The organism is Lysinibacillus sp. FW12 (assembly GCF_050817245.1).
Lineage (GTDB): Bacteria > Bacillota > Bacilli > Bacillales_A > Planococcaceae > Lysinibacillus > Lysinibacillus irui.
Map to the genome: position 1 here is coordinate 2645135 of NZ_CP139094.1, position 17630 is coordinate 2662764.

General features: G+C 34.7%; 20 protein-coding genes and 1 pseudogene. 3 read left to right on the top strand and 18 right to left on the bottom strand.

Annotation, left to right across the window (positions count from 1 at the left end; genetic code table 11):
- Positions 1-100: 100 nt before the first annotated feature.
- The 9 genes from SJW71_RS13735 to SJW71_RS13775 form a co-directional block, all read right to left on the bottom strand.
- Complete coding sequence (locus SJW71_RS13735; protein ID WP_431811031.1) at positions 101-322, bottom strand: phosphoglycerate mutase; 222 nt, start codon at positions 320-322, stop codon at positions 101-103.
- Positions 323-660: 338 nt separating this feature from the next.
- Positions 661-1116 carry a hypothetical protein gene (locus SJW71_RS13740; protein WP_322604967.1) on the bottom strand — a complete coding sequence of 152 codons (456 nt, stop codon included), beginning with the start codon at positions 1114-1116 and terminating at the stop codon, positions 661-663.
- A gap of 192 nt (positions 1117-1308) precedes the next feature.
- Complete coding sequence (locus SJW71_RS13745; RefSeq protein ID WP_341386099.1) at positions 1309-1737, bottom strand: hypothetical protein; 429 nt, start codon at positions 1735-1737, stop codon at positions 1309-1311.
- A 385-nt stretch (positions 1738-2122) separates the two neighbouring features.
- Positions 2123-3082: a serine hydrolase domain-containing protein gene (locus SJW71_RS13750; RefSeq protein ID WP_341386098.1), complete on the bottom strand. Its 960-nt coding sequence runs from the start codon at positions 3080-3082 to the stop codon at positions 2123-2125.
- 165 nt (positions 3083-3247) lie between these two features.
- The gene (gene gdh / locus SJW71_RS13755) at positions 3248-4033 is read right to left on the bottom strand and encodes a glucose 1-dehydrogenase (protein ID WP_274796929.1); all 786 of its coding nucleotides are present in this window, start codon (positions 4031-4033) and stop codon (positions 3248-3250) included.
- Positions 4034-4048: 15 nt separating this feature from the next.
- Entirely contained in the window at positions 4049-4906 is an 858-nt protein-coding gene (locus SJW71_RS13760) for a RhaT/GlcU family sugar-proton symporter (protein WP_274796928.1), read from the bottom strand.
- A gap of 531 nt (positions 4907-5437) precedes the next feature.
- Positions 5438-6037 carry a nitroreductase family protein gene (locus SJW71_RS13765; RefSeq protein WP_322604964.1) on the bottom strand — a complete coding sequence of 200 codons (600 nt, stop codon included), beginning with the start codon at positions 6035-6037 and terminating at the stop codon, positions 5438-5440.
- A 256-nt stretch (positions 6038-6293) separates the two neighbouring features.
- Positions 6294-7469, bottom strand: coding sequence for an MFS transporter (locus tag SJW71_RS13770; protein WP_274796926.1), 1176 nt, complete (start codon positions 7467-7469; stop codon positions 6294-6296).
- Positions 7470-7621: 152 nt separating this feature from the next.
- Positions 7622-7924, bottom strand: coding sequence for an ArsR/SmtB family transcription factor (locus tag SJW71_RS13775; protein WP_274796925.1), 303 nt, complete (start codon positions 7922-7924; stop codon positions 7622-7624).
- Positions 7925-8250: 326 nt separating this feature from the next.
- Here SJW71_RS13775 and SJW71_RS13780 point away from each other — a divergent pair, with 326 nt between their 5' ends.
- Positions 8251-8721, top strand: a complete 471-nt coding sequence (locus tag SJW71_RS13780) for a DUF2975 domain-containing protein (RefSeq protein ID WP_274796924.1) — start codon at positions 8251-8253, stop codon at positions 8719-8721.
- Positions 8722-8876: 155 nt separating this feature from the next.
- On the opposite strand, the gene SJW71_RS13785 is transcribed toward SJW71_RS13780, so the two are convergent.
- On the bottom strand, positions 8877-9443 hold the full coding sequence (locus tag SJW71_RS13785) for a GNAT family N-acetyltransferase (protein ID WP_431811032.1): 567 nt from the start codon (positions 9441-9443) through the stop codon (positions 8877-8879).
- Between the two features lie 372 nt (positions 9444-9815).
- Between SJW71_RS13785 and SJW71_RS13790 the strand changes: the two genes are divergently transcribed.
- Positions 9816-10211: a DUF3224 domain-containing protein gene (locus SJW71_RS13790; RefSeq protein WP_431811033.1), complete on the top strand. Its 396-nt coding sequence runs from the start codon at positions 9816-9818 to the stop codon at positions 10209-10211.
- An 86-nt stretch (positions 10212-10297) separates the two neighbouring features.
- On the opposite strand, the pseudogene SJW71_RS13795 reads toward SJW71_RS13790, so the two are convergent.
- The 8 genes and pseudogenes from SJW71_RS13795 to SJW71_RS13830 form a co-directional block, all read right to left on the bottom strand.
- A pseudogene (locus SJW71_RS13795) lies at positions 10298-10402 on the bottom strand (GNAT family N-acetyltransferase); the annotation flags it as partial.
- A 5-nt stretch (positions 10403-10407) separates the two neighbouring features.
- Positions 10408-10905, bottom strand: a complete 498-nt coding sequence (locus SJW71_RS13800) for an AAA family ATPase (protein WP_431811034.1) — start codon at positions 10903-10905, stop codon at positions 10408-10410.
- Positions 10906-11074: 169 nt separating this feature from the next.
- Positions 11075-11413 carry a cupin domain-containing protein gene (locus tag SJW71_RS13805; RefSeq protein ID WP_431812210.1) on the bottom strand — a complete coding sequence of 113 codons (339 nt, stop codon included), beginning with the start codon at positions 11411-11413 and terminating at the stop codon, positions 11075-11077.
- A gap of 228 nt (positions 11414-11641) precedes the next feature.
- On the bottom strand, positions 11642-12535 hold the full coding sequence (locus SJW71_RS13810) for an SDR family oxidoreductase (RefSeq protein ID WP_431811035.1): 894 nt from the start codon (positions 12533-12535) through the stop codon (positions 11642-11644).
- Between the two features lie 338 nt (positions 12536-12873).
- Entirely contained in the window at positions 12874-13821 is a 948-nt protein-coding gene (locus SJW71_RS13815; RefSeq protein ID WP_431811036.1) for a rhodanese-related sulfurtransferase, read from the bottom strand.
- A 510-nt stretch (positions 13822-14331) separates the two neighbouring features.
- On the bottom strand, positions 14332-14874 hold the full coding sequence (locus SJW71_RS13820) for a GNAT family N-acetyltransferase (RefSeq protein ID WP_431811037.1): 543 nt from the start codon (positions 14872-14874) through the stop codon (positions 14332-14334).
- A 100-nt stretch (positions 14875-14974) separates the two neighbouring features.
- Complete coding sequence (locus tag SJW71_RS13825; RefSeq protein WP_431811038.1) at positions 14975-15739, bottom strand: class I SAM-dependent methyltransferase; 765 nt, start codon at positions 15737-15739, stop codon at positions 14975-14977.
- 333 nt (positions 15740-16072) lie between these two features.
- On the bottom strand, positions 16073-16531 hold the full coding sequence (locus SJW71_RS13830; protein WP_274796915.1) for a GNAT family N-acetyltransferase: 459 nt from the start codon (positions 16529-16531) through the stop codon (positions 16073-16075).
- A gap of 358 nt (positions 16532-16889) precedes the next feature.
- Here SJW71_RS13830 and SJW71_RS13835 point away from each other — a divergent pair, with 358 nt between their 5' ends.
- A complete protein-coding gene (locus SJW71_RS13835) occupies positions 16890-17141 on the top strand; it encodes a GlsB/YeaQ/YmgE family stress response membrane protein (protein WP_274796914.1) in 252 nt (83 codons plus the stop codon).
- Positions 17142-17630 lie beyond the last annotated feature (489 nt).

Below are 17630 nucleotides of genomic sequence, written 5' to 3' on the forward strand. Positions count from 1 at the left end.
CATTAAATGCTGAAACTTAAAGTTCCCAAAGCGTAGTTTGAAATAATTGTTTCTAAATGTTGATTTAAAGTGTTCCTGAATATGAATTTAATATATTGGTTCAGCAATCTATATTTATATCATAGTGTATATTCATCTTAATTTTGTTCAACTCTTTATCAATTTTGGAAATTAACTTATGTAACTCTTCATTTTCTAAAGCGGAAAAGGTTTTACCTCTTTGTTTGTTTAAAATCACAGTTTGATTAATTAGCCTCAAACAAGATTTAATCAATGCTAAATCAATATTTATTGCTTCTTTACTTGTGTCTAATCCATACATTTGCACCACTCCTTACTATGAATTATATGTCAGTTGTATTTACTTTTCTACCAAATAGTGGGTGTGTGAAAACTCAATAGTGGTAGAGTACAATAATCCTTAGAGAATATTAAAAAGGCTTCACAAACTGTCATTTCGACCATTCGTTAAAGAATACTATGGCCCTTTTCATGAAGAAAGACGCTTTCCTTATTAGAAAAGCGCCCGGCTGTTGAAGATTGAAAAGACTTAATATGGTAGGATGCCCTATAAATTCCCTCTTAATTAGTAAAGGGCGTTCTTACTATATTCTTCTCCTCAGCATCAATCAATAGATAAAAAAATGTTCACGACTTTTTCTATAGAGTCACAGACAAATCTGTCAGCTCAAAATACCACTCTAGGAAAGAGTTAAAGCTTTTCCATTGTGAAGTCAATTTACCCGCAAAAAAATCTTCCATCTGCTGGCCCAAACCTAGGCCTAACACTTCGTCAGTATTCTTGTTATAAAAAAAGCCGAACTCCCCATCAAAATTATCCAATGGAATATAGTCTTCAGGCAGGTTTAACACGACATGAGTTCTCTTCATGCCTAACAGATAATCAGAAGTATTGATCATAAACCAACAAATCTGATAGATTTCACGTCGTCTACTAAAGAAAGTCGGCCCATCCTCAGCATGCAAATAAAAAGTAGCAAAATCAGAACCCAAATCGATGTCTAACTTTACTAAAGCTTCTTTATACTCCTCTTCAATGTCTTCAAACCACCAGTTTTTACTTTTGCAATAGTTGATTACTTTTTCCGATAGCATCTCGACTGCTCCTTGCTATTTAATAAACTATATGTAAATATATTCCTAAGTATATCATATCTCCTTTCCTATTAATTGAAAGTAATCACGTCCATTCACACTCCTCTTCTCTTCCTCTAAATAAAAAAAGGCACAATTTTTGCTTCGAAACTGCGCCTGATAAATCATCATTAAAATAAAAGTCCCCATTAGTTAAACAAATTTTATATTTTTCTTCACAGAAATTTCTACCATAGAATAAAATAAACCTGCAATCCCAAATAAAATAATTGAGCTGACAATATTTAAATGATATTCTACAATAAAACGAGAACCATATATGACTATTAAAGAAAAAGCCCCTATTCCCCCACCAAATAAAGTAAAGGTAGCCATTTTAAACATCTGATTTTTCATAAATTTTCTGAGAATAAATGTTAATGGCCAAAATGTAAGAGGGTATAGAATGAAAGCATAGGAACCCATTAGGAATACATAACCAATTCCAAAATCACGAAGTCCTGTCATGTATTCTGATGTCCTGATTTTATTTCCTTCTAAAATTTCTAATCCCACACCAGCTAAGGCAAACAGCACGATAAAAGGTACCCACATAATTAAACAATGATAAATAGTTTTCATTCTAATTCTTCCTCTTATGATATTTTACTATTAATGCACTTCTTAACAAATTTAACGAAACTAGAGGAATAAAGTTACAATGTATCTTCTACTAACTGGTCAACAATCAAGATTGCGGCATTTTCTTTTCAACTGCTAATTGCTTTGGTTAATGCAACTCTATTATTCACCTACCGCTGTAACAGCAATGCTCCAGACAATGAATACAAAAGATATAGTTAACTTCTTTTTTTATTTTCTTTATTATTTCAACAAGGTTTAGACAAAATGTAATAGCTAAAATTGGCATTACATAAATACTAATGAACGTAAATACTATCATCTATAAAACATTCACCTCCACTATGGTTATTCAAGCTTCTCACTATATCACTTAGTTTTTTACTCAATCCTCATAAGGAGGAACCGCAGTTTGACTTGCTCCACTATCTCTCTCATCCTGCCAACTTTTTAATAGCTCTTCAAAAAAGATTCTTGGTGCTGATTGCTGTTCTTGGAGATGGCTTTTTACCACTGCCATAATATTTAATTTCGGAACAATAAATATATATTGCCCAAATATACCATTCGCATAATAATAATCATTCGGGGTGTTAGAATGATTATTTTCATAAGTCCATAGCTGATAACCATATCCATAAGTTCCTTCATTTGTTTTTTTCACTTGATTATATGGTCTTGTTGCTTGATGGAGCCAGTTGGATGAAAGGATCTGACTTGAATTAAATTGCCCTTCGTTTAAAAATAACAATCCAAGCTTCACCATATCCTCAAGATATAATGAAATACTGAAACCACCCCCGTTAACTCCTTGTGGATCCTTTAGCCAAGTGTATTTATTTATCCCCAGCGAATGAAAAAGATATTTTTCGGCAAATGAAGCAGTGGAAATTCCAGAAATTTTTTGTATGATTGCACTTAGTAAATGGGAGTCTCCTGAATTATACTGAAAGGTTGAACCAGGTTTATGTATAATTGGCTGTTCTAGTATGTATTTAACCCAGTTTTTTGACCCCTGGAAATTTCCTATTTGTAACCCCGAAGTCATAGTCAACAAATGAAATATTGTAATTTCTTTCTTTTGCGGATCATTAGACTCTAATATCTCTGGAAAATAGTTTTGAATGGATTCGTGAATATTTTTAATTAACCCTTTATCTACCATAATTCCAATTAAAATAGAAACAATGCTCTTTGTAATGGAATTTACCTTTAAAGGCTTCTCGACTACCTTTTTATTCTTCAAGTACTCGTAGATTCGAGTATCCCCTTTATGAATGACAAAAGCTTCAATTCTAATGCCTTTAAGTTTCTTTTCTAACTCATTTAACGATAATTTACTCAAACTTCAAATCCACCCCTTTCACAAACATCCTACTCATATGTATTCTATTTATCTTGGGATTTTCCTCCAAATAATACATTAATTAAATTAAAAGGCATTGGAAGTGGCAAACGCCAGCCTCCAATGCCTAAAGACAAATGCATGATTAATTGTCGGTGCTGTTACTTACCCACGACCAGCTTGGAAATCAGGATATAAAGTCATTCCACCATCTGCAAATAAAGTGATTCCTGTTACATAGCTAGCTTGGGAAGAAGCAAGCCATGCCGCTACGGCTGCAATTTCTTCAGGTTTTCCGATATACCCCATCGGTACCATGCTTTCTACATCTGCACGTTTTGCTGGATCTGCAAATTTTTCCGCATTTATTGGTGTATTAATCGCTCCAGGCCCGATGTTGTTGATACGGATTCCTTTAGGAGCATATTCTAAGGCTAATGTTTGTGTCATCAGCTTAATTCCACCTTTACTTGCTGCGTAGTGCACAAACAAAGGCCATGGGATCATTTCGTGAACACTAGACATATTGATAACAGACCCTTTAATATCGTTCTCCACGAAGTATTTAATTGCTTCTCGACTTCCTAAAAACGCACCCGTTAAATTGGTATTGATGACTCTATTCCAGTCACTTAACGGCATTTCATGTGAAGCTACTGGATTTTCAATACCTGCATTATTAATCATCACATCGAGGGTTCCAAATTTATTCACAGCAGTCTGTACTAGGTTTATGACATCCTCTTCAACTGTCACATCACCTTTTACAGCTATGGCATCCCCACCTGCTTTTTTTACTCCCTCAACAACAGCATTGGCCTCATTTTCATCTGAGCGGAAATTAACGATAACTTTTGCTTTCTCCTCACCAAAGCGTAATGCCATTGCTTTTCCTAATCCTGTTGAAGCACCTGTAATAACAATAACTTTTCCTTCTAAATCTGAATACATGTAAAATCCTCCTTCTTATCCTTTCGCCATCCCTAACATAATTCCAGCGGCGACAATAAAAATAATCCCAATTACTATAGCTATCATTTGACGTTTTGTTTTTTTCTCACCAATGATAAATATTCCACCTAAAGTTGAAATCACGATTCCCATTTGGGAAAGTGAAAAACTCGTGGCTACTCCGACACGTGGCTGAGAAATAAATAAAAACATATTCCCCGCAGCCCAAATTAAGCCGGGGATAATATTACGGATTGCATATTTGTTAAATGGTTTATGCTTAAAGGTTAATAAAATCCCACCTATAACCATCCCGATTGCTTGTGGCAATAAAGCAGACCAACCATTGACATCAAACAAGCGAACTACAACCACATAGACTAAATATCCGAATGTTGAAACAAGGAGAATTAATATCCCTTTTTTCAAATTGCCACCATTGTCCTCTTTTTTCTCTTCTGGATTCGGAAGAGATGTAAGAACAATCCCAACAATAATACTAATAAGCGCCAGAACACCTAATATAACCGACATTGTTGTTGACCATTCATGAAACACAATAACGCCAAATAAAGTTGTGGCTACTAACTGTAAACCTGTTGAAATCGGCATGGTTTTAGATACACCCATTAAATCAATACTTTTTAATTGATTTGCTTGTCCTAATGCCCAAAAAAGACCTGAAACAATGCCGACCCCCAAAACTACAGGTGTCAGTTCTGGTTTAACTACAAAATAAACCCCTATGGAGAAGAGCAGTGCACCAATTGTTGTTCCAAGTACTTGACTATAGGGACCACCACCAAGCTTGACATTAAAGAGCACAATACTTCCCCAAAACAGAGCTGGTAAAATCGCTAGGAAGATATCCATCTTTTGCTCCCCTATCTATAATATATTTTTTATTGATTGGCCATTTTGCCCAGTACTGTACGTTTCGCTTGCAATATGACAGCTCTTTGCATGTTTATTACGATTAGTAGTTCTTCTCATTTTAAGGAGAGAAGCACAATAGTAATATGAAACGTAACAAAAACTTTTATACCATTGATATAAAAACGGACTTAAAACTAAATGAGAACCAAATCAAAGAGTTCATTGTCAAAACAACCTATCTGCATTACAAACCTGTTGATATTAAGCAATTGATACTCATATAGAAAAACCTCCTTTCAACATATCTTGAATTCAAGATAGTTATTAATCAATATCTCAAATTCGAGATATTATTTACGAGTAAAATCATATTCCCACGTCACAGATTTGTCAATAAAACAAAATTTGGAAAACCAATAAAAAATCTATTGGTTCGTTGAATGAATGCTACTATATGTTAAGAAACTAAAGTATCTTTCGTACAAAAAAACCAGTTCCGCAATGGTACTGGTTAGAAATATATATTCATTACTTAAAAAATTTAATTCGTTCTTCAAGTGGGCGGAATTCTTTTTCACCAGGTGTGACTGTTGGATTTCCAAATGGCATTTGCGCAATAAGCTTCCAATTTTCAGGTATAGACCATTCTTTTTTTACTTCATCATCAATTAGTGGATTATAATGTTGTAAAGAAGCTCCTAATCCTTCTGCTTCCAATCCTGCCCACACTACTAATTGGTGCATACCTGATGCTTGATTTGACCAAATTGGAAAGTTCTCAGCATAGGGAGCAAATTGCTCTTGAAGCGATTTAACTACAGCCTCATCTTCAAAGAATAATACGGTGCCATACCCTGCCTTAAAGGAATCCATTTTTTGTTGAGTTGCTGAAAAGTCTTGGTCTCCAACTACTTTTCTTAATGTTTCAGTTGTGATGTCCCATAATTTATTATGTGCTTCACCTGATAATACAATCAAACGTGCAGATTGAGAATTGAATGCTGATGGCGTATATTTCACAGCAAATTCTACAATTTCTTTAATTCTTTCATCCGATATTTTTACCTCTTTACCAATTCCGTAGTAAGATCGTCTTTCTTTAAGTGTCGTATAGAAATCTTTAGCCATAATTTTGTTCCTCCAGAAAATATTTTTTAACATGGTATCTGTCGCTAGATATTATGACTAACTAATTTGTTTTATATTCATAAAAATATATTGCCCAAACAAAAATTAACGTATTTAACTAGTGGATGTAAGAAAAGAAAACCATGGAAATATCTTATTTAGATTTTCCATGGCATCGAAAAATGTTATTAATTTTTATAATGGGCATTCCTAACTCAGCAGATAAATTTTAAAAACCAATTTTTCTGCTAAACTGTTAGGCTTTTTTATACTCTACGGAGGTCGTGCTTGACTGGGCTCGAGAAAGCGCCATCGTTGCGCCAATAGCTATCGTAACTCCTAATGCACCTATCCAAGTAACTGAAGATAGTGATATTTTCTCCACAAAAACACCTCCAATTCCTGCTCCAGCAGCCATTGCCAGTTGCATTACGGATTGATTTAAGCCTAATAAGATACCAGATGATTCTGGCTCGATGGTAGCCAAGTTATATTGTTGTGTTGGTCCCGATGTCCATGCTGCAAATGACCATAGTATTAACACTATTAATACACTAATATAGGAGTTTGTTACGACAGATAATAATACTAACATGATAATATGTAACAGCATGCCACCTATCAATGTTTTTTGGACTCCCCAACGATCTGTACTAAATCCACCAAATTTAGAACCAAACAAGCTTGCGATACCGAAAATTAGTAATACGCCACTTAGATAGTTTTTCCCTATTCCTGATACATGTAACAAGTATGGTGAAAGGTACGTGTAAGCAATTGAGTACCCACCAACCCAGAAAAAAGTAATGGCTAATCCAATTGCCACCTTTCTTTTCTTTAAAAGTGCCAACTGCTTAACTAATGGTACAGATTTATCACCCTCAATAAGTGGGATCGTCGCTCTTATTATAATGATTGCAATAATTCCTAGTAGTGCTATCCCGCCAAATACCGCTTTCCAGCCAAATGCGCTAGAAATAATTCTGCCAACGGGCACCCCTATAATTAATGAAGCTGTAAAGCCCATAACCACTGTAGCAATTGAGCTGCCTTGCTTCCCTTCTGGTGCAATTTTTGCAGCGATCGTTAATGCAGTAACTACGACCATCCCTGCTCCAAGTGCCATAATGACACGAGCCATCACAAATAATCCGTAACCAGGTAGGATGAACGCTAAGATATTACCTATTACGAACAAACCTAGCGAAAAAATCATTAACTTACGTCTATCCATACTAGACGTTATTCCCATAGAAATAGGTGTAAATATTGCATATACAAGCGAAAATATTGTAATTAATTGACCTGCAGCAGCTAAAGTTATGCCAAGTGAATCGGCTATCGTATCTAAAATTCCTGAAATTATATATTCAGAAGTTCCTACTAAAAAACTGACGATAGCCAAAATATAGATCTTTATTGTGTTAGACAAGTGATGTCACTCCTTTAAATCATTTATATATATAGATATATAGACATATCTCAAATTATCGATATGTTAGTTCAAAAAAATATAAAATTTTCTAGCTAGCCTAAATGAAACTGAACTCTTTAAAGAACGCACAAAGAATTCAGTTTCACTCGTTATTTCTTTTGCTTCAAGAATTCAGCGATTCCATTGATGGCATCTTCATTTCTTTTATAATAAGTAAACTTTCCTATACGGTCAGCCTTTATAAGACCAACCTGTAAGAGCATGGAAAGATAATGAGATGCTGTCGATTGCGTCATGTTCAATTTTTCTGTTATTTGACTAACGCAAACCCCTGTTTCGTTCATATCAATCCCTTCATGGGGCTTAAAATGGAGATCCGGTTCCTTGAGCCATTCTAAAATTTGCAACCTTGCTTCATTGGATAATGCTTTAAAAATATCAACTTGTTTCATACAAATCATTGTATCGAGAATTATCGAAATGTCAAGTGCGCACTCTTTTTCGAAGCCATATATGCTTCATCCTCAATAAAACTAACTTGCACATTTCATTATATCGAGAATTATCGATACGTCAAGTGTGAATTGCGCTCTTTTGTTCAGTTACTTCATGAAAAAACTTACAATAACTGAAGTACGATTCCCAAATGATTATTAAATAACCAATTGAAAAACAGCAATAATATATTATAAATCGAAATAAATATATTGATAAACGATAAAAAATAGACTAATATCGTATTACATCATATTATCATTAAGTCAATGAGGTGCTTCAAATGAATGGTAAACTAAATTCAATTTTTTTCTTAAAGATCGTTGCTTTTCTTATTGGAATTGCGGTGCTTGCTGTGTGTATATATTGGTTACCTCAAGCAGCTATACGGGATGCAAAAGAGCGTCCAGGAGATTATTCGATATATCCATTATTAATAGGTGCATATGGAGTATGCATCACGTTCTCTGTTGCGTTGTATCAAGCATATAAACTATTGAGTTTTATCAATATAAATAATGCTTTTTCTGAGGTTTCCCTTCAATGCTTGAAGGTTATAAAAAAATGCGCTTTCACCACTATTTTATTCATTTTGTTTTTAATAGTTTACCTAAGGGTTTTGGCTATGTTCACGGGTGATGACGCAGCGGGTCCGATAGCACTTGGTCTTATAGGGATGTTAGTAACCGCTATCATCGCTGCCATTATAGACGTACTTCAAAAGCCCATAAAAAATAGCCTAGAAAAAATGTAGGGGTTTATTTTGCAAGTATATAACTAACTACTGAATTATGACCTTTAAATATAAAATGGGCCCTTTTTCAATTAATTTTAAAAAGGCACTTCCTTGCTCCAGGAAAGCGCCTTTTTCTAAGACTTCAATTTAGATAATTCTTTTTTTAGCTACCTTTAATTTATTTTAGAATAAATACAAATGTCAGTCAGCCTGCTGCCATCTGCGGTTAGATCCTCATTCCTTAAAGTACCTTCTAATATAAAACCAAGTTTTTCCGGTATAAAACGACTTTTAACGTTTGTTGATTCACATCTTATTCCAATTCTCTTAAATTTAAGATAATTTAATCCGAAGTCTACTAACTCCTTTACTGCTTCCGTCATATATCCATTACCACTATATTTTGTATTAATCCAGTATCCAATCTCACCTTTAGGAATGTCCCAGTCAATTGCATGAAGGCTAGTAGTTCCAATTAAGTCCTTGCCTCCATCTTTATCAAAAATAAGGAAACGAAAACTATCTCTTTTTAAAAAATTAATATGAGCATTTTTTAACAAGATTTCTGTTTCTTCAACGGTCGGAACTTGTTGGAAAAGTGACAACCACTCTTTTAATTCAAAAAAGGAATATCTAATTGCTTGGTGCACAATTTCTCCGTCTCCAGTTAAAAGTGGTGCACGAAGAATTAGTCTTTCTGTTTCTAATTGTAAAGGAATATCTAATAACAAAGGGTTCATTCGATTTTCCCCTCTCCTAATTATTGTAGATTAATCTGTCATTTTATTACTCTCTCTAATTATGGTAATGAAAATGATAATATCCTATTTCTGTAATGGGAAATCCCGTTGCATCATCACTAAGAATAACAACATTAGATCCGAACGATGCTCCAAGTCTTTATCTACTCTTCACATCTGTATTTCTAAAGAATTGTATTCAAATCAATTGGTTTAGTCAACAACTATTGTTCGACAATCTAGCCCGTATAATATTACCCAAAGTTAGTAATGAAAAAATAATAAAAGCAATCTTATTCTATTATTGATAATGGTACTTTTTGGATTTATACTTGAGGTGAAATACCATATAGTAATGAAGGGAGATTAACTATGGAGGTAACATTTACAGTAAGCAAATGGGATGAAAAGCCAGTGGACAACACTAGAAATGAATTCCCTATAAATATTGCCCATGTCGAGTATGATATTGAGGGTGAATTAACAGGAAAAGCTTTTGTTGAATATTTATTATTTTATATAGACTCTTCTATAGATGATGGTCATTTAGCCACTTCTAAAATTTCCGGATTTTTGCATTTTGAAGGAACTTATAAAGGAAAACAGGGCACGTTTACTGCTCTAGAGCAAGGGATATTTGATAAAGGAAATCTAGATTCTCCAGCAACAATCATCAAAGCTACCGGTGACTTAGAGAGCCTGGAAGGATCTTATAATTATAAGTTTACAGGTGACACGAGTAAAATGATTCTAGATTTTACATTCTAACAAATTAGTAGTTCCCGCTTCTTGAATAGTGTATTTATAAATTTAAAAGGGAGAACACAATACAGGCTCTCCCTTATCTCGTTTATTTATTTGATAACAGCCATTTCCATTCTAAATTGATCACCATTATCAATAAATCCTAAACTGGCATATAAGTGATGTGCTTCCTGATTTTCTGGATGATAACCAACCTTTGTTATTCTTTTCCACTAACCTCTAAAATATTTAAACCCTCGGATGCTTCAGGGGCTTCAAAAAATTTAGTAACGTGAATAAACGTAGCTTCCGTGTCAAAAGCTGCTCTTTCGGGCTGTTCGATACTCCTTTGTGCTATTTGATGTAAGCATTGCTCGTTATTTAAATTAAGGAAAATTAGTTGATGGTTTGCATTGACCTCGGACGCTATATCCAAAAACCACTTTCGCTGTTTTTGAGTGTTACCTGGAAAATCCATCACTACATCAGTACCAACACTTAAAATATTTTGGACATGCTTTTTCATCATCGGCTTAAGCTGCGCTGAAAATTTAAGATAGTCCTCAAATGATGTAATCTGATCGGGATAAAGAGATGCTAGCCATTCATCCTCAGATAACAGGACCGCATGTTTTTCTATAGCCATTTGTTTTGATTTCGTTGATTTTCCTGCTCCCATTTTTCCACAGAAAAAGTAGAGAGTCCCCAATCGTTCCATATTTTTATTCCTCCGAGCTTATTTTATTGGTATTGTGCCAAATTCTAACTGTCTTTTTTAAGTATGCATATTCAGTTTTACATATTCACCATCTAAATGGGGTCTTTTCATTGTTGTAGGATATAAACACATTATTTGAAACCTTTATTCAAGATTATGTATGAACATTTTACAAATTAACTCTGTCACCTTTACTATTTGGTTGGGATATTACTAAAAATTCAACATCCTGATTAGATTCATTACGCATTTGATGTTTGATAAGAGGAGGTATTTCTATCCCTTCTTGAGGATTTAATGTAATAATTTCATCGTGAATTTGAATAGTTGCTATCCCTGTCAAAATAAAGAAAAATTGACGTGCTTGATTATGATAATGTACAACTTCCGTTGTATTTGCTGGCATTCGTTCGTGGATGATGCTTAATTCTGTATTTTTTACTAGATGCCAACCATCACAGTTATCACCCCATAAATAATACTCAGCATTGTGCTTACTTATCTTTATTACAACCACTCCTTATCTTAATATCAATTTCTATTATATAGCCAACTTTCAAATTTTTTATATTTAACGAGCGTGCCCTGTTACTTTATTGTACTTTTCTTCAAAATCTCTCAATCCATTTTTAATAAAATGGCCTATACAAAAAGACACCCAAATTCTATGAGTGTCTTAATTGAGATGAAAGTGTTATTTTCGCATCAGATTTTTCTATTTGATATATACGTAAGATTACAAGTCTATCGGCTTGCCACCAGTCACTCCATAAATCTGACCGGTAATATAACTTCCTTCATCGGAGGCCAAAAGAACATACACCGGTGCAAGCTCTACTGGTTGTCCCGCACGGCCGAGAGGAGTATTTTGGCCAAACTTCGGAATTTCTCCTTCCAATTTTCCATTATCCAGCTGTAACGGCGTCCAAATTGGTCCTGGTGCAACACCATTGACACGCACACCCTTAGAAGCAAAATACGAGGACAGGGATACCATAAAGTTGCTTATGGCACCTTTTGTCGCGGCATAATCCATTAAAGATGAGGACGGATCGAACGATTGAACCGATGTGGTCATGACAATTGCACTTCCTGGTTCCAGATGTTTTTCGGCAGCTTTGACGGTCTCAAACATGCTGATGATGTTTACTTTGAACGTGTCATGCACTTGTTTGATTGTTAAGTCACTTAGGGATGGCTGTGCGATTTGTTGCGCAGCATTCAATACTAGTATGTCTAATCCGCCAAAAGCTTCCACTGTTTTTGTCACAATTTCTGTCGCTGTGCCATCTTCTCGCAAGTCATACGGTAGCAGTAATGCTTTTCTGCCTGCTTTCTCAATTAATTCTTTGACTTCATTGGCATCTTCCTCTTCGCCAGGGAAGAATTGAATGGCCACATTTGCTCCCTCGCGTGCATATGCAATGGCGGCGGCACGGCCAATTCCAGAATCGCCTCCGGTAATCAAGGCATTGCGCCCTTCCAGGCGATTGTATCCTTTATATGATTCTTCTCCACAATCAGGTTTAGGACTCATTTCATTTTGTAGCGCTGGCGTATTCTGTTCTTGATCCGGGAATTTCTCCGTATAAAATTTCGTACGTGGGTCAGTTAGATGTGGGTTTCCCATCAGCAATCATCTCCGATCTTGTTTAATAATTAAAAAGTTCCGCAAGGCTTCTTCAACATTTTGCGAGCTTGCACTAGCTACATCCAGTTACATTTTTTTGAATACCCTGTGATCATTTACTTTAAACAGCTTTAATTCTATTAGCCTCATCACCTATTAATTAGTCATTTACTTTTTCCTTACAAAAGAAAAAACACCCTGTGTAAGCGAACAGACTAGTCCATTATTGGAATGGATAGTTTGAACACTTACATAGAGTGTTTTCAGTACTTCAATATCGTTGGTTGAGGTTATGATAGATATTTTATGCCGTTTTTTTATGATTGATATACGGCTTTTTACGCTTTTGCTTGTAACGCCTCAATCGCTTGCGCTACTTGCTCTTCTGTTAAATTGTGACGCACGATGTAGCGGTTGCGTGCATGCTTTGTACATTCGATTGTACAGCCACCTAAATGTTTAGCTTCATTTTCTTCAGATGCGATGATTTGTTTGTTACATTCAGGGTTTGCACAGTTAATGTACCGTTCACAAGGTTCACCGTCATAGTGATCACGACCGATAATTACGTGCTCTACTTGATTGATTGGCACCGTTAAACGTTCATCAAATACGTACATTTGACCGTCCCATAATTGACCTTTTGTAACAGGGTCTTTTCCGTATGTGGCAACACCGCCATGTAATTGACCGACATTGCCAAAGCCTTCCCGTTTCATCCAGCCCGAAAACTTCTCACAACGAATCCCACCCGTGCAATAAGTTAAAACATTTTTCCCTTCGAATAGCTCGCGGTTTGCACGGACCCATTCCGGTGTATCACGGAAGTTTTTTACATCTGGTCGAATCGCGCCACGAAAATGGCCGACATCGTATTCATACGTGTTGCGCACATCTAATACTACTGTATTTTCATCTTGCATTTCGGCAAGGAATTGTTCTGGTGACAGGTAGCGACCTGTTAATTCATGTGGGTTTACATCTTCTTCTAAGCCTAAGTTTACTAACTCAGGACGTGGGCGTACGTGCATTTTTTTGAATGCATGCCCTTCTGCCCCATCAATTTTAAAGACAATGCCTTCAAATAATGGGTCTGCTTGCATGTTTGCCATGTATTGCTCTGTTTGCTCAATCGTACCTGAAACAGTACCGTTAATGCCCTCAGTAGCTACTAAAATACGACCTTTTAAACCGATTTCTTTACACATGGCTAAGTGCATTGCTGAAAACGCTGCTGGATCTTCAATCTTCGTGTAATGATAATATAATAATACTTGATAATTCATTGTTTCCACCTATCATTTCATATATTTGCAGGATATACCTGATAGTGTCTTTAACGACCTATTAACAATACAGGATAATCATTTAATATGCTATCGGTAATTAGACTGAAATCGGTATTCAAAAAATTCGTAAAATGGCCAACAGACCTTTTTAAATAAAAGGTGAATCTGTTCTTGATTGTAGACGCATTTCTTATGTGTTGAAAAAAATTAAGCTTCTTTATTTGGATTTAATTATTTATTCTGTTCTATTCAGTACTCCGTATTTATCAAATATGATCTTTTGCTTTTTTAAAATTGCTATTGCTGTTTAGTAGACCTTCCAGATGATAAAACATCTTTGAAAATAATATATTGCTGAACTATTTGCGAGCTTCAAAAAAAGACACTTTCTTTTACTGAAAGCGCCCGATCGCGGTATACAATATTTATTTCTTATTAAGTCAGTTCTAACAAAATCGGTTTTTCCTTATAGATATTTGGGTTTATAATGAGTCGAGACGTTGTAGCCTACATTTCTTTCGAAGAGATCCTATTCACTAAGGATTCTGTTATGTTCCTATCTAGTTTTTTAATGGCTAACATCGAACTATCCTGAATGATTCCAGTCTCCATGAAACCAAATGAAGCGTATAATGTTTTAGCTTTGACATTACTTGTATGATAAAAGAGGGTTACATATTCTGCTTCTCCATCTGGCGTAGTTTCAATATCCTTCAGCATTTTTTCAAAAGCAAGTTTGCCATATCCTTGCCCCTGGTAATGCTTATCAATCATCATATGCCAAATAAAATAGCTCTTCTTCCCGTAAAAAACTTCAGTTTCAAATGATTCATGATCTAACGTATCATAAATGTACATCAAGAATCCAACCACAATTTCATCGGCATAAATGGCAAATGGAGTCGCTGGTATTCCGTCTGCGTTCATCATATGAGCGTCTGCAAAGCTTCTGAGGTTAGTCGTTTCTATATAGTCTTTCTGGTTTTCATTAACTTCAAGTGCTATTACTTCATCTATGTTATCACCGTTTATTTTTCGTAATTCAATCATCTTTTTCTCCTCTCCTAAGGTCAATCACTTCCACACACGTCTTATAACATTTAAATAAAATAACAATTTTTCTTCTGCATCTTTAATTAAACTAATTTAGCTATTTAAAAGCCAAAATAGTAAATTCCCACGGTATATTTTCATTGTTCCAACCACGATGCTCATCAAATTTTTTTAATTTAAAACCAGATGTGATGACAGAATTTATTATCTCGCTAAGTGTATATAATCTTATAGACACATCAGGAAAGTCCTCTTGTTCATGCTCATCAAAGAAATGCTTATACGCTAAGTCTCCATTTTTTATTTTCTTGTCAAAATAACCTTGTTGGATTTGATTTTGGATTTCAGCGTTAGGACCTTTAACTATACATTTTCTTAAGGGATGAAAATCACTTAGAATCATTTCTCCACCATCTTTTAATAATGAAAACAAAATAAACATGAATTTATCAATATCATTAAAATAATGCAATATGCCACCTTCTAAATAAATCATGTCAAAATGATTGCTATACATTTCTAAGTCTATATCATAAATATCAGTGACAATATAATTAATAGAGGTATTTGCAAATCCCACTAATTCTAAGGCGTATTTTTGGTTTTCTGCTGAAATATCAAATACTGTTACTCCAGCACCCAATAATGCTAATGGTACTGCTTTTCTGCCATTTGAACCACAAACATTTGCAATCTTCTTGCCTTCAATACGTTCAAAGTATTGTTTGTGCTTTTTAAGAAATGCTCCGGGATTTTCTACCATATGAGTAGCTAAATCCTGTGGAGTACCGTTACTTTTGCTCCAAAATTCATATGCTCGATATTCCCAAGCCTTTTTATTTTTGATACTTTGTTCATTCATCTTTAGTAAGACTCCTTCTCAATAGAACTTAGATAAGCTTTTAATAATCGTAATGGTATTAGTTTATCGTGCACCTACAAAGAAAATGGCTTACCCTTGTTCCAGGAAAGCCCCCGATTGCTAAATAATTAAAAACACGAAAGCTGCAAAATAGTTCTCTTTGTAAAAGCCTTGCTATCTCGCCATTAGCCCCACGATATGACCTTGTTTTTCAACCATAATCAAGATACCTTCTGCTGACTTAAATAGACTAGCTAAAGTTTTCACCTAAAAGAGAGGAGATTTAGCAACTTTAAGACTTACAATCATTGCCATTAGCTATCGCTGTATTAGTTATAGAGCAGTATTCTTTTTAAACAAAGGTATTCTCCCTCCACTAAGTCCGTAAGCAACCCCAATCTTTTCCCAACCATATTTCTCATAGTAGTCTTTAAGATCTGAAGTAAGATAGAGATATTCGTACCCTCTTTTTGCTGCTTCCTGCAGTCCATGATTCAACAATTTAGCTCCTAGAGAATTACCTCTGAATTTTTCATCTATAAACAAACATGCTAGCCATGGGCTCAAATCCTGACGGCTATTTAGATCATTACGAATTAATGCATAAGTTCCGATAATGTTATCATCTACTTTTGCAATGTAAAAACTCGGTATGTCATTTGGATTAGTTAAGGCATGAATCATACAATCTTCATAAAAAGCACGACCACCTTCCACACCCCATTCTTTCCAAAAAACATCTATAGCCTTATTAAATAATTCATCCTTCTTTGATAATTGAATTATCTCCATCAATATCTCTCTCCTCTCGAGTATTTTTTAGTTTCATTATTCCTTTATGAAACTAGCTATATTCTTATATCCCAGAATTTGGTCTTTCAATAGTTATTCTCTTATTTTTTAAAAATCCCTCCTTAAGTTAACCTGCTGCTTCAATTACAGCTAACACGCCCGATTAGAAAAGGAGATAATAACAGACGCACTATTTTATTTACTTCATTGATGACAAAACATATTAGAGATAACAATGTCCACCATCTTCTTTGAAACTTCAAACAAATTTTTTTCCTCCTTATGTTTGAAGAGGTTTAATAAAGGTTATAAAACACTATGGCGAAATATTTAAAATAAAAAATAGGAGTTGGACAGTATGAGTTTTATTTGGTTTTTAATAATTGGCGGGATTATCGGTTGGCTTGCAGGTATAATTTTGGGTAAAGATATCCCAGGAGGAATTATTGGTAATATTATCGCAGGTATAATCGGTGCATGGATTGGCGGTATGCTTCTTGGAAGTTGGGGTCCTAAAATTTCAGATTTCTATATCTTCCCTGCTCTCATTGGAGCAATTATTCTAGTTTTCATAGTGAGCTTAATTATGAAATCATTGCGAAAAGCTTAGTAAACTCAAAAGATCTTTTAGTTTATTTCAAGTGAGTCCGTTGTAACAACAATAATGTAGACTGTGTTTATAAAAAAAGCGGCCTTCCACAATCTAATCGTGGAGGCCGCTTTTATTTTGCTCTTATTTACTTAATAATCCTCAGCTCCGTAAATTCACTTATTCAACAATAGCGCCAAATTACTGAATAACGTTAGCTCCTTTTACATTATATTTCGTTGTAGTAACCTTACTTTTAAGCAAGTTTTATAGTTATCAGCAATTTGTACAAAAAGCTACTTTTGGTTTCAATTAACTATATTGAGGTGTTCCTTTGTCATAAAATTACAAAGAAATGCACACTCGTTTTCACATATCTATTTTTATCACATAAAAAAAGCTGACACTGAAATGATTATGTAAAAAAATATCGAATACAATTACAAAATTCCTATTAGAATCGCCCTTTTAAATTGTCCTAAAAGTTATTGCCTTCGAATAAAATGCAAG